We start from the raw sequence: 13,259 nt of genomic DNA on the forward strand, positions 1-13,259 counted from the left end.
CCCTTTTTGCTTCAACATCTTGGCACCGCGAGCCGCAAAAACGCGCCGCGGCCATTGCCCCACTTATTTGCGCGGCAATGCAACTTCCGCCTTGGCGGTCGCCAGGGTCGTGCCCAGTTGATTGACCATGCGGCAGTCGATCTGCACCACGTCGCGTCCGTCATCATCGACAAACTTGTCGACCACCGTGCCGGTCATGATCGTGATGTCGCCGGTGAAGGCCGGCCCGCGATAGGAGGCGACAGAATGGGTCACCATGCCCCATTCGCCGGCCCAGCCCGCCAGATAATCGACGATCCAGGCGCCCATCGACGCGCCATAGCCATAGGCGCGCGGCATGCCGATGAAGCGGGCCCAGCGCGGGAAGAGATGGCCGCGCGATGGCCCGAAATAGGCGCCATCGGTCAGTTCAGGATTGATCCGCTCCATCACCGGGTCATTTTCATGCCCCGCCATTTCCTTGACGAAGCCCAGCGCCTCCATGTCGAGATCGGTGCGCCGGTGCGTGCCGCCCCAGATGGTGAAGAGATAGGCGCGCCATTCGGTGGTGAAACTGGCGATGCTGTGTGGGCCGATGACACGTTCAGGCAGCGCGGCGCCGATCTGGATATCGTCCCAATAGCGTTTGCCATGGCCCAGTTCGTGCAGCATCTGCACCCAGTCGAACTTGCGATCCTGAATCTGGGCCAGTTCCTCGTCGCTCCACACCGGATCTTCGGTGCCCTCGACCACATCGGTCGTCTTCTCGCGGCCGGCCTCGGCCAGATAGCGGATCGAGGTCGAGCGCTGCTTGGCGATCAGCTCGCCATTCTGGTTGTAATAATTATTGTCGCCGCGCTGGAAACAGGTCGGCCCGGCGAACTTGGTATCCTTGACCGTATAGTCGAACGGGATGCGCTCATTATGGACCAGGTCGCCGCCCTGGATACGCGGGCCATAGAACCACCATTCGTCGCCGCCGAACAGCAGGTGCGAATTGGGGATGGCACCCACGCAGGCCGGCCCGGCGCCATGGCCGTCATCCATCGTCACGGCAAAGCTCTGCGGCGCGACCAGCCGGCCCCAGCGCCCCTCGGCGGCATAATCGGCATCATAATGGAGCAGATTGGGATAATGCATCGCCTGCGCCCAGCGGCGGATGTCATTATTGTGGATCGGCTCGCGCATCCGCGCAGGCTGCATCGGTTTGCCGAGATATTGGTCGATGTCCGAACAGTCGAAGACGGCTATGCTCATGGTTCCCCTCCGAGGAAATCTTTGTTCTGCCCTGCCATGGCGGAGCAGCGCCCGACGGCACAAGTCCACGGCCGGCGACAGCATGCGCACCGACAAGCGGGAACATCCCGTCAGGCCGCAGAAAAGCGCGGTTTTTCGCCGTTTATCGCGATGCCGATGTTTGTCCTGTGCCGCCCGGAGCTTGAACAGGGTGGCGATTGCAGCTAGATTGATGCCTCAATTCACAAGAAAAGAGACGTGCCGTGGATTTCAACCTGACCGCAATGCCGATCCGCAACGCTGCCAGGGAAATTCATGCTCATGCCCGCAATATCCTGTTCCAATCTCGGCTGGACCACGCCTGACGGCCAGTCCGTCCTTTCCGGCCTAGACCTTCGTTTCCAGAGCGAACGCACCGCCCTTGTCGGCCGCAACGGCGTCGGCAAGACGACCCTGTTGCGCCTGATCGCCGGCGATCTCACACCCAGCAGCGGCAGCATCGCCGTGCAGGGCCGGCTCGCCCGCCTGCGCCAGGCCGTGCAGTTCGGCGCGGATGAGCGGATCGCCGATCTGTGGGGCGTGGCCGATGCCATCGCCCTGCTGCGCCTCGCCGAAAGCGGCGATGCCACGGCCGAGCAACTGGCCGAAGCCGACTGGACGCTGGAAAGCCGGATCGACGCCGCGCTGGAGCGGGTCGGACTCGCTGCCGGGCCGGATACCCGGCTCTGCACCCTGTCGGGCGGCCAGCGCACCCGCGCGGCGCTTGCCGGCGCGATCCTGGACGCACCCGATTTCCTGTTGCTCGACGAACCGACCAACAATCTCGACCGGGCCGGGCGCGCGGCGGTCGCCGAACTGGTCGATGGCTGGCGCGCCGGCCTGATCCTCGTCAGCCATGATCGCGAATTGCTGGAGCGGGTCGACGCGATCGTCGAACTCACCGGCCTCGGCGCCCAGCGCTATGGCGGTAACTGGTCCCATTATCGCGAGCGCAAGGCGGTCGAACTTTCCGCTGCCGAGCATGATCTCGACATCGCGGAACGACAGGTGAAGCAGGCCACGCGCAAGGCCCAGGTCGCGACCGAGCGCCAGCAGCGACGCGACGCCGCCGGCGCCCGCAAGGGCGCGCGCGGCGACATGCCCCGCATCCTGATCGGCGCCCGCAAGAACCAGGCGGAGGCATCCTCCGCCGCCGGTCGCCATGTTGCGGAGCGGCTGCGCGCCGAGGCGGAGGACCAGGCGCAGGCCGCACGCAGCCGGATCGAGATATTGGAACCGATCCGCATCACCCTGCCCTCGACCGGCCTTGCGCCGGATCGGATCGTCCTGCGCCTCACCGATGTCAGCGTCGGCCATGATCCCGCAACGCCCTTGCTGGCGCATGTCGACCTTCTGGTCGAAGGGCCGGAACGGATCGCCATCACCGGCCCCAATGGATCGGGCAAGACCAGCCTGCTTGCGACCATGGCCGGCACATTGCCGCCGCTGGCCGGGCGGATCGACCGGCCGGTGCGTCACGCCGTGCTCGACCAGACCGCCGCACTGCTCGATCCCGCGCTGTCGATCGCGGACAATCTCGCGCGCCTGCATCCCGAACTGGACGAAAATGGCCGTCGCGCCCTGCTCGCCCATTTCCGCTTTCGCGGCGACGCCGCGCTGCAGCGCGTCGGTAGCCTCAGCGGCGGGCAGATGCTGCGCGCGGGCCTGGCCTGTGTGCTGGGCAGCGCACCGCCGCCGCTGCTGATCCTCGACGAGCCGACCAACCATCTCGACCTCGAAGCCATCGAGGCAGTGGAAGCGGGACTGCGCGGCTATGACGGCGCCCTGCTGGTCGTCAGCCATGACGAGCGCTTCCTCGACGCGATCGGCATCACGCGCCGAATCGCACTCGGCTAGGCGGCCCGCAACGCATCCGCCAACGGCTCCGCCTGGTCACCCAGGATCAGGTGCAGCCAGCCATCGGCCGATGCCGGCAGCACCCAGGCCTTGACCCCGGCGCCCTGCAACGCGGCCGCATCCACGGCAGCGGGCCGATCGACGCGCACCAGCAGACGCGTGCCGCGCGGCTCGACGGCGCGCACGCCGGCGCGCTTGAGCAGCGCGACCAGATCGGACGTGCCTGCGATCGGCGCCGGATCATGCCCGGCTAGCGCGCTGCGGATCTCCGCTGCGACCTGATCGGCGATCGGCCCCAGCACCACTTGGAAACCGCCATCGCGCAGGCGGACGACGCCGCGTGCGCCCAATGCCCGCAGCCGCGCCTCGTCCGCGATTGCGCTGTCGCCCAGCACCAGCCGCAGTCGGGTGGTACAGGCATCGACCGATCGTACATTGGACTTCCCGCCCAGCGCCGCGACCATCGCCGGCCCGCGCGCACCGGTCACGCTTGGCACCTCGGCCGCAGCGGCGGGTTCATCCTCGCGCCCCGGCGTCTTCAGGTTGAAGCGGCGGATGCACCAGCTGAAGGTGGCATAATAGACAGCGAAATAGACAAGCCCTACCGGGATCAGCATCAGCGGCTTGGTCGTGAGGCCATAGTTCATCAGATAGTCGAACAGGCCAGCGGAAAAGCCGAATCCCAGCTTCACGCCCAGCGCGTCCATGACGACCATCGACAGGCCGGTCAGCACCGCATGGACGACATAGAGGATCGGCGCCAGGAAGATGAAGCTGAACTCGATCGGCTCGGTCACGCCGGTGAGGAAAGAGGTGAGCGCCAGGCTGAGCAGCAGGCCGCCGACCCGCTTGCGCCGATCGGGCAAGGCGGTGCGATACATGGCAAGACAGGCGGCCGGCAGGCCGAACATCATCACCGGGAAGAAGCCTGACATGAAGCCGCCAGCGGTCGGATCACCCGCGAAGAAGCGCTTGATATCGCCGGTCGCGCCATGGAAATCGCCGAGCAGGAACCAGGCGACATTGTTGATGATGTGGTGCAGCCCGGTAATCAGCAGCAGCCGGTTGAGCAGGCCATAGACGAACAGGCCGAGCGGCCCGGCCGCCACCACCCATTGGCTGAGGCGATCGATCCCCGCCTCTATCCAGGGGAAGCCGAGGCCGAACATGAGCGCGCCGAACAGGCCGGCCAGCCCCGCGACGATCGGCACGAAGCGCCGTCCCGCGAAGAAGGCCAGATAATCGGGCAGCTTGATGTCGGAAAAGCGGTTGTAGAGCAGGCCCGCGACGATGCCCGACAGGATGCCGGCGGGCACGGAGACCTTGGCGATTTCCTTGGCGCGCCAGGCGGCCTGCGCCGCCTCCGCTACGTCGGGCGGCAGGACCAGCAGCACCTTCGCGCCCTCGGTCGTCACCAGATAGGCGATCACGCCGGCCAGGCTCGCCGCGCCATGATTTTCGCGGGCGAGACCCACGGCGACACCGGCCGCAAACAGCAGACCAAGATTGGAGAAGATCGCGTCGCCCGCCGCCGCGACGAAGGGAATGGCGAGCATGTCGGGCTGGCCAAGGCGCAGCAGCAGCGCGGCGATCGGCAACACCGCGATCGGCAGCATCAGCGCCCGGCCAAGCGGTTGCAGCCGGGCCAGCAGGGTGGCGGGACGGAAGCTCATGCCAGGACTCCTTGGGCCATTTCGCGCACGGCGGCGGGGCTTTCGGCGGCGCAGGCGCGCTCTGCCAGGTCGATGCAGCGGCCCATGTCGAGCGTGCGCACCACCGCCTTCAGCCGGGCGATGGCGGCGGGCGTGGCGGACAATTCGGTGATGCCGAGGCCGATCAGGATCGGTGCGGCGAGCGGGTCGGAGGCAAGGCCGCCACAGACGCCGGCCCAGCGGCCATGACGCTGTGCGCCGCGGCCGACTTCGCGGATCAGGCGCAGCACGGCGGGATGCAGCGCATCGATCCGGTGCGACACCGCCGCATTGCCGCGATCGACGGCGAGCGTATATTGGGTCAGGTCATTGGTGCCGACCGACAGGAAATCGGCCTCGACCGCCAGCATGTCGGCCAGCATCGCCGCCGCCGGCGTTTCGATCATCACCCCGAGCGGCACCGGCGCATCGATGCCCAGAGCCGCCTTTTCCGCGTCCAGCATCGCCCTGACCGCGCGATAGTCGGACAGGTCGGCGATCATCGGCAGCATGATGCGGCACTGGTCCGCCGGCACGGCGCGCAGGATCGCGCGCAACTGCACCTGCATCAGGTCCGGCCGGGCGAGGCTCAGGCGCACGCCGCGCAGGCCCAGCGCCGGATTGTCCTCGGCCGCCATCGGCAGATAGGGCACGGGCTTGTCGCCGCCAATGTCGAGCGTGCGGACGATCAGCGGGCGATCGCCCAATGTCGTTGCGATACCGGAATAGATTTCCCGTTGCTCGGCCTCGTCCGGCGCCTCCTCCCGCTCCAGGAACAGGAATTCGGTGCGCAGCAGGCCGCACCCCTCCGCCCCGGCCGCCACGGCGGCGGCGGCATCGGCCTGCGATCCCAGATTGGCAAAAATCTCGATCCGGGTGCCGTCGACCATGCGGCAATCGGCATGGGCCTGCGCCCGATCACGGCTGCGCTGCTCCCGCGCGGCGGCAATCCGTTCGCTGACCTCCGACAATGTGTTCACGCCCGGATCGGCGTCCAGTCGCGCGCCGTCCGCGTCAAGAATGACCGTGCGCCCATCGGCAATGGCCAGCACGTCCCGACCGGCGGCCACCAGCATCGGGATGCCGGCCGACGCCGCGAGGATCGCGACATGGGATGTGGGACCGCCGGCCGCCGTGCAGATTCCGGCCAGACGGTCCCTATCGAGCGCCAGGAACTGCGAGGGGAGCAGATCCTCAGCGATCAATATGCTTTGAGGGGGCAGCACCGGCACCGCGCTGGCCTCGGTGCCAAGCAGCGCGGCGATCAACTGCCGCTCGATGTCGATAAGATCGGCGACACGCTCCATCAGCAGTGGATCGCCAGTCGCGCGGATCGCCTCGGCCGCCTGCGCAGTCGCATGGCGCCAGGCAAAGGCTGCGCTGCGCCCGGCATCGATCTGGCGCCCCGCCGCCTCGGCCAATTCCGGGTCGGCCAGCAGCGCGCGATGCGCCGCCGCAATCTCGGCCGCCAGACCATGGCCGGCCGACAATTCGGCATCGACCGCCGCCATAGCCCGCGCGAGCGCGGCATGTTCGGCCGCTCCGCCCTGCCCGTCGCGCGGCACGTCGACATCGGCGACGCGCAGCTGCACCACCTGTCCGATCGCCAGGCCCGGCGCGGCCGTCACCGGGCCGTGCTGCGGCACGACCGGCGCGGGCGCGGGATGATCGGCCTTCGCCTCCTCACCCAGCCCCGCTGCGATCAGCGCCACCAGCGCCTCGACCGCCGCGCGGGCATCGCTGCCCTCGCCCCGGACGATGATCTCATCGCCGCTACGCACGCCCAGGCCAAGCAGCGCAACGGTGCTGCGCGCATTGACGCTCTTGCCGTCCCGCACGATCGCCACCGGCGCGACGAAGGTGCGCAGCAGCGCCGCGATCCGCGCGGCCGGGCGGGCATGGATGCCATGGGGCGCATCGACCCGCACGACCCGCTCATGGCTGTCACCTTCGCTGTCATCTTTGACCGCTCCAGGCGCCAGCGCCGTGATCCGCGCAACGCCATCCTGCCAGCCGACCAGCCGGTCAAGCGGCTCCAGCGACAGGGCATAACCCTCGCCCGCCAGCACCATCGGCGTGATCAGCGCCTTGGCCCCCTCGGCTACCGCATCGAGATCGAAGCCTATTAGCAGGTCTCCGGTCGCCACGGCATCGCCCGGCTTCACCTGTGGCGTAAAACCCTTACCACCCAGCGTCACCGTCTCCAGCCCGACATGGATCAGCAGTTCGGCGCCATTGGCCAGCCGCAGCGAGACCGAATGGCCGGTCGGCGCCACCGTCAGCACGGTCGCGTCGGCCGGCGCGCGCACTTCGCCTTCGATCGGGTCGATGGCAAAGCCCTCACCCATCATCCGCTCGGCAAAGACCGGGTCGGGCACGCTTTCGATCGGCGCCAGCCAGCCCGCCAGGGGCGCGCGCAACGTCACGCTGGCCATCATGCCGCTCATGGGATCAGTTCCACCTGCTTGATCGCCCATAGGGGCTCAACATCCTTCGCCGTATAGGTGATGCACAAGGTCTCCTTGCCGCTGCGCGGCGTGATCGGCGCGACCAGGCGGGTGACTTCCGGATTGCCGACCGCCGGCGCCAGCGGCAGCACGGCGATGCGCTTGCCCTCGCAACCGCCGGCGCGCACCTCCACTTCGCCCGCCGGGGTCGCCGGGGCGCGGAAATGGATGGCGTCGCGATCCTTGCCGATCTGGAAATTGAACGGCAGCTGGCCGACATCGATCGCAATCTTCGACGCGCCGCCGACCGGAGCGTCGGCATAGAGCCAGCAGGGCTCAAGGATATCGGTCAGGAAATGCGCCCGCTCGCCCTGCGCCGGGGCATCATCCTCCAGCGACAACACCACCTTGTTGGCGCAGCTTGCCAGTTGCTCGTCGGTGCGGCGGCGCAGGAAGGACGCGTCGAGGCCAATGTCGATCGCGCCCGGCATCATCCCGCCGTGCCAGGCGGTGCCGGCGCGCAGCCGGGTACCAACCGGCAAGCTGAGACCGTCCTTGTAGAGCGGCGCGCGCGGCGTCACCGCGCTGCCGTCCAGCGTATAATGGATCGGGAAGCCCGACTGGCTTTCCAGCGTCACCCGCGTGCTCTTGTCACCCGGCGCATAGTCGGTCTTCGCCGTCACCGTCAGCGCGCTGATCGCGGGCTTCAGGCCCAGCGTCCCCATCCGCGTCATCTGCGGCACCAGCCGGTCCATGAAGCTGGCGAAATCATGGCTTGTTACCGGCGACCAGCCGATTTCGGCGACGGCGCTGCCGCGCGGAAATTGCTGCCACTGGGCGCGTTCCTCGGTGCGGACATGCTCGGTGAACAGGTTGCCCTGCAGCCCCAGAATATGCTGCTGCTCGGCGGCGCTCAGTCCTTCGGGCTCGGGATTGAAGTCATAGACGCTGTGCAGGTCGGACAGATGGCCACGCCCCGGCGGTTCCAGCGGCCCGAAGCCCTGGCGATTGTCGAAATAGAGGATCGGGGCCGGGCTCAATATCGCGTCATGGCCCGACTTGGCGGCCGTCACCGCACCCTCGATCCCGCGCCAGGAGGTGATGGTGGCATGGGGCGAGGCGCCGCCTTCCAATATCTCGTCCCAGCCTATCGGCTTGCGGCCATGTTTCGTCAGGAAATCGTCGATGCGGTGCATGAACCAGCCCTGCATCGCATCCTCGCTGCTGATGCCCAGCGCCTTCATCTTCGCCTGCATCGCGGGCGAGGATTTCCACTGGTCCTTCACCGCCTCGTCGCCGCCGATATGGATATAGGGCGACGGGAACAGCGCCATCACATCGGTCAGCACATCTTCGAGGAAGGCAAATGTCGCATCATCGGCATTGTAGAGCCAGGGGAAGACGCCCCAGTCGGACTCCGCGCCCGGCGGGATCGGCACGCCCATGCCGAGCTTAGGATAGGCGCGGATCGCCGCCAGCGCATGGCCCGGCATCTCGATCTCCGGCACGATCATGACGCCGCGCGCAGCGGCATAGGTGACGATCTCGCGAATCTCGGCCTGGGTGTAGAAGCCGCCGACCTTGGGCAGTGGCGGCGCGCCGGGCGCCCCGGCGGGCGCACGCCAGGCGGAAATTTCGGTGAGGCGCGGATATTTGGGGATCTCGATACGCCAGCCCTGATCATCGACCAGATGCCAGTGCAGCCGGTTGAGCTTGTTGACCGCCATCCAGTCGATCAACTGGCGGACATAGGCGGGCGACTGGAAATGGCGGGCGCTGTCGAGCATCAGCCCGCGCCACTGGAAGCGCGGCGCGTCGGCAATGTGCATCGCCGCGACCGATACCGGGCCAGCGGCTTGATCCTGCGTCATCGCCTGCCACAGCGTCACCGCGCCATAGAGCAGGCCAGCATCGTCGCCAGCGGCGATCGTGGCGCCCTTGCCGGTCACGTCGAGGGTGTAGGATTCCGCAGCACCGGTCTTGGCGCGGCGGAACACTATCGCATTTTTGGCGTCAGCGCCCGTCTCGATCCGGGGACGAAAACCCCGGCTGCGCGCGACCAGATCGGCGAACCGCTCGGCCGCGTTACGGGCCGCAGCATCATCGACAGGCACCCGGATCGGGGTGGCGGATGTAATCTGGAAACTGCCCTGCCCTTCCCGCATCTGCGCGGGCACCGGCAACAGGCGGGGCAGTTCGGCCATGGCCGGGGCGGTGGCGATGCCGGACAGCATCAGCGACGCAAGCAGCGTCAGGCGGCGGGCACGGATCACGAAACAGGCTCCCGAAAATAGCGTGCCCTTGCCGCGCCGCGCGGACGCGACAAGGGACGTGCGGCGGGCGGACGCTGTTGCGTTCCGTCCCGCCGTCTTCAAGTCATGCGCCTTCTGACAGGCGAGGCAATCAATAGTTGAAGTTCACCGTCGCCAGGAACTTGCGGCCCGAGCGATAGACGCCGCGCGGCAGTGCCGTGGTGTTGGCATAGGCATAATATTCCGCGTCGGTCAGGTTCATGCCCGACAGGGTGATGCCGATCTGCGGCGTGACATTATAGGTCGCCGACACGTCCAGATTGTCGGAGTCCCGCACGAACATATTGTCGCCACGGTCGATGCCGGTGAAATATTTCGACCGCCAGGTATAGGTGGCGCGCAGCGCGACCGGGCCGCTTTCGAAGAAGGGGCTGACGCTGGCCTGATGCTTGGAATTATAGGGCAGCGCCTGGCCGCCTTCACCCGAACCGTCGGAATAGGTGTAGTTGGCCAATATGCCGAAGCCATAGGGCAGGTTCTGCTGATAGGCGACGGCAAAACCCTTCACCTCGGCCGAGCCGGCATTGTAGGGACGGCTGATCTGATAGGTCGTCACCCGGCCCTGCGACTGGTTGAAATAGCTCTCGGGAGCCGTCTTCTGCAGGATATAGTTGCTGATATCCTTGTAGAAGACTTCCGCCGACAGGATCGAGCCCTGCTTGAAATACCATTCGACCGAGGCGTTGAGATTGCCCGACGTATAGGGTTTCAGGTTCGGGTTGCCGCCACCGCCGGTCAGCACGGTGTCCGACAGCCAGAAATAATTGGTCATGTCGGCATAGTTGGGACGCGACATCACCTTGGCGGCGGAGAAGCGGACGATCAGATCCTGCTGCGCGGTCCAGGCGATGTTGGCGCTGGGCAGCCAGTTGTCATAGCTGCGCTTGGTCGTCTGCCAGGTCCAGTCGGCTGCGCTGTTGCAGGGCGCGCCCGGATTGCAGACATAGCCAGCGCTGTCGGTCTTGGTGTTCACATAGCGCACGCCGAAATTGCCGCGCAGCGTGCCGGTGTCGAAATTGGCCTGGGCATAGACCGCGTTGATATCCTCCTGGATGTTCCAGTTACCGGCGGTAAATTCCGCCGCCGCGAAGATCGACGGGGTCGGCAGCGTCTGGCCTTCCAGATAGTCGACCATCGACGGGCCGCTGATGATGAAGCGGTCGGTCATCTGATCGTTCACGCCGCTGAAGCCGCGCAGATAATTGCCCGCGACCGTCTTGGGATCGAACTGCGCCGCGGCGACGCCCAGGCCATTGAGCGCGATGCCCGCATATTGCTGGCCGGTCTCGTGATGGCGATATTTATAGCCGATCTGGATGCGCTTCAAAGCACCGTCGAAATCGAAGCCAAGGTCAGCCTGGCCGTAACGCTCCTTGTCGCTGGTCGGCTTGGTGACGGTGTTGCCGCTCCAGCCCGGATCGGTCACGAAGGCATTGGGGTTGCCCTGAACGTCGGTGGCATAGCTCAGCGAACCCGGCGACTTGGGCGCGCCGCCGATATTCACGGTATAATCCGCCCAGTTCAGGAATTCGAGGAAGACCTGGCGCTTGGTGCCGCCGTCCGCGTCCGACAGGCCGCCTTCGACCGTCAGATCCCAGGTGCCGCCGTCCCAGCGCGCCTTGCCGCGATAGGTGTCGGACTTCATCTCCGCCTCGCGATACTGGACGTCCAGCACCGACAGCGCATTCTTGAAGGTCGCGCTGGTGACGATGCCGTTATTGACCTCCAGCCCGGTCAGCGCGCCCAGGCTGTTCCAGGTATTGCCCTGGAAGGCATACATGGACTGGTTGAGGTTGTTGTAGGTGGCGTCGATCTTGAGCCAGCTCGCTTCCAGGGTCAGCTCGTCGACCGGCTTCCACTGGGCGGTGGCCGAATAGGTCAGGCGCTCACGGCCCTGTTCGAAATAGGAGGTGCCAAAGGCGTTGGGGCTGATCGCGTCGAGATTATTACTCAGCGTGGTGGCGCATTCGCCGACGCAACCATTGTCGCGCGAGTCCACCGGATTGTCGGCATTGCCGCCGGCCCACTGGTCGGCCTTCATCGTGCCATAGGTTTCGACGCCGTCGCGGCGCAGCCGGTCCTTGGCGCGCTGGAACGAGGCGAGAATGCCGAACGTACCCTCTTCATTATGCCAGCTGACCAGCGCCGACCCCTGGATATCGCCCTTCTTCGAGCGATCATTGTAGAGATAGCCAAGCTGGCCCGCCATGGTGAAGGGCTTCAGGTCCAGCGGCTTGCGGGTCACGACATTGACCGTGCCGCCGATCGAACCTTCGTCGATGCGCGGTTCGGGCGACTTGTAGACATCGACCCGGCCGACCAGCTGCGGCGCGAGCAGCGCATAGTTGAAGGTGCGGCCCGGCGAGTCGAGGATGAACCAGTCGGCCGATGCCACGGTCTGGCCGTCCAGCAGGGTGCGGTTAAGCGCCGGATCGGTGCCCAGGATCGACACTTTTTCGCCCTGGCCGAACTGGCGGTCGACGGTGACGCCGGGCACCAGCGTCAGCGCTTCGGCGACATTGGTATTGGGGAATTTGCCGACATCTTCGGCGGAAATGCTGTCGACGATCGCGTCAGCGTTCCGCTTGACGTCGATCGCCTTGGCGAGCGAGGCACGATAGCCGGTGACGACGATATCGCTGGCATTTGCATCGGCGTCCGGCGCGGAAGCATCGCTTCCCTGCGCATGCGCGGCACCGGAAAACAGCGCGATGGCGCTGGCGGTACCGACCAGAAAAGTCCGAATCCCCATATCTCACCCCTTATTTATATTTGATGCATGGCACCAATTGGGCGGACCAACTGCATACCAATAAGCAGACCATCCGCCGAAGTCATATCGCCGTCAAGAGGGATATTTTCAAAATTGTGACGGCGTTTGAAATTTTTCACTGGCATATGGTATTTAATTGGTCTTAATGTGCAAACAACACAGATGCTGGTGGAGACGAGATGCCGCTGCTTGCCGAACAGATTGGACCGCTCGACGCATTGGGCGGTGGCCCGCTCTATCGCCGGCTCGAAGACGCGCTGCGCGAAGCGCTGCGCACCCAGCGACTGAAGCCCAATGAGGCGCTGCCGCCCGAACGCGACCTGGCATCGGAACTCTCGGTGTCCCGCATCACCCTGCGCAAGGCGCTGGATTCCCTGGTCGAGGAAGGGTTGCTGGTGCGCAAGCAGGGCGCCGGCACCTTCGTCGCCAACCGGGTCGAGAAGCAGTTCGCCAAACTCTCCTCCTTTTCCGAGGATATGGCTGCGCGCGGCCGCACCGTGCGCAGCGAGTGGCTCGGCCGCAGCGTCGGCGCGGTGACGCCCGACGACGCGCTGACGCTGGGCCTCAGCCCCGGCGCAGCCGTCTACCGCTTCAACCGCATCCGCTATGCCGACGATGTCGCGATGGCACTCGAATATTCGACCATTCCCGGCTTCGGCCTCGACGGTGTCGATGTCGTCGGCGCCTCGCTCTATGCCGCCCTGGAAGCCGCCGGCAACCGTCCGGTCCGTGCCCTCCAGCGCCTGCGCGCCGTCCTGTTCAACGCCGAGCAGGCCAAGCTGCTGGGCATCGAGGCAGGGGCGCCCGGCCTCTACATCGAACGGCGCGGCTTCCTGGACGATGGCCGCGTCATCGAAGCGACGCAAAGCTGGTACAGGGGCGATGCCTATGACTTTGTTGCCGAACTCGACATGCGCGCCTGACC

General features: G+C 66.2%; 7 protein-coding genes and 1 pseudogene. 3 read left to right on the forward strand and 5 right to left on the reverse strand.

Annotated elements, in window-relative coordinates:
- Positions 1-63: 63 nt before the first annotated feature.
- A complete protein-coding gene (locus JQK15_RS05860; RefSeq protein ID WP_037521545.1) occupies positions 64-1,236 on the reverse strand; it encodes an FAS1-like dehydratase domain-containing protein in 1,173 nt (390 codons plus the stop codon).
- 393 nt (positions 1,237-1,629) lie between these two features.
- Here JQK15_RS05860 and JQK15_RS27645 point away from each other — a divergent pair.
- Both JQK15_RS27645 and JQK15_RS27650 read left to right on the forward strand, forming a co-directional pair.
- A pseudogene (locus JQK15_RS27645) lies at positions 1,630-2,022 on the forward strand (ATP-binding cassette domain-containing protein); the annotation flags it as partial.
- Positions 2,023-2,352: 330 nt separating this feature from the next.
- A complete protein-coding gene (locus tag JQK15_RS27650) occupies positions 2,353-3,111 on the forward strand; it encodes an ATP-binding cassette domain-containing protein (protein WP_502956795.1) in 759 nt (252 codons plus the stop codon).
- On the opposite strand, the gene nagE is transcribed toward JQK15_RS27650, so the two are convergent.
- The 4 genes from nagE to JQK15_RS05885 form a co-directional block, all read right to left on the reverse strand.
- Complete coding sequence (gene nagE / locus JQK15_RS05870) at positions 3,108-4,784, reverse strand: N-acetylglucosamine-specific PTS transporter subunit IIBC (RefSeq protein WP_214864163.1); 1,677 nt, start codon at positions 4,782-4,784, stop codon at positions 3,108-3,110. The genes JQK15_RS27650 and nagE overlap by 4 nt on opposite strands.
- Entirely contained in the window at positions 4,781-7,249 is a 2,469-nt protein-coding gene (gene ptsP, locus JQK15_RS05875; RefSeq protein WP_214864165.1) for a phosphoenolpyruvate--protein phosphotransferase, read from the reverse strand. The genes nagE and ptsP overlap by 4 nt, the downstream gene beginning before the upstream one ends.
- Positions 7,246-9,522, reverse strand: coding sequence for a beta-N-acetylhexosaminidase (locus tag JQK15_RS05880; RefSeq protein WP_214864168.1), 2,277 nt, complete (start codon positions 9,520-9,522; stop codon positions 7,246-7,248). Before JQK15_RS05880 ends, ptsP begins: the two co-directional genes overlap by 4 nt.
- Before the next feature lie 130 nt (positions 9,523-9,652).
- On the reverse strand, positions 9,653-12,313 hold the full coding sequence (locus tag JQK15_RS05885) for a TonB-dependent receptor (protein WP_214864170.1): 2,661 nt from the start codon (positions 12,311-12,313) through the stop codon (positions 9,653-9,655).
- A gap of 200 nt (positions 12,314-12,513) precedes the next feature.
- Between JQK15_RS05885 and JQK15_RS05890 the strand changes: the two genes are divergently transcribed.
- Positions 12,514-13,257, forward strand: a complete 744-nt coding sequence (locus JQK15_RS05890) for a GntR family transcriptional regulator (protein ID WP_010339098.1) — start codon at positions 12,514-12,516, stop codon at positions 13,255-13,257.
- Positions 13,258-13,259: the final 2 nt, after the last annotated feature.

This window comes from Sphingobium sp. BHU LFT2 (assembly GCF_018604485.1).
Lineage (GTDB): Bacteria > Pseudomonadota > Alphaproteobacteria > Sphingomonadales > Sphingomonadaceae > Sphingobium > Sphingobium yanoikuyae_A.

Excerpts from the sequence above, each read along its gene's own strand:
- JQK15_RS05890 (WP_010339098.1), top strand. The coding sequence starts at position 12,514 with ATGCCGCTGCTTGCCGAACAGATTGGACCGCTCGACGCATTGGGCGGT.
- ptsP (WP_214864165.1), bottom strand. The coding sequence starts at position 7,249 with ATGAGCGGCATGATGGCCAGCGTGACGTTGCGCGCGCCCCTGGCGGGC.
- nagE (WP_214864163.1), bottom strand. The coding sequence starts at position 4,784 with ATGAGCTTCCGTCCCGCCACCCTGCTGGCCCGGCTGCAACCGCTTGGC.
- JQK15_RS27650 (WP_502956795.1), top strand. The coding sequence starts at position 2,353 with ATGCCCCGCATCCTGATCGGCGCCCGCAAGAACCAGGCGGAGGCATCC.
- JQK15_RS05885 (WP_214864170.1), bottom strand. The coding sequence starts at position 12,313 with ATGGGGATTCGGACTTTTCTGGTCGGTACCGCCAGCGCCATCGCGCTG.
- JQK15_RS05860 (WP_037521545.1), bottom strand. The coding sequence starts at position 1,236 with ATGAGCATAGCCGTCTTCGACTGTTCGGACATCGACCAATATCTCGGC.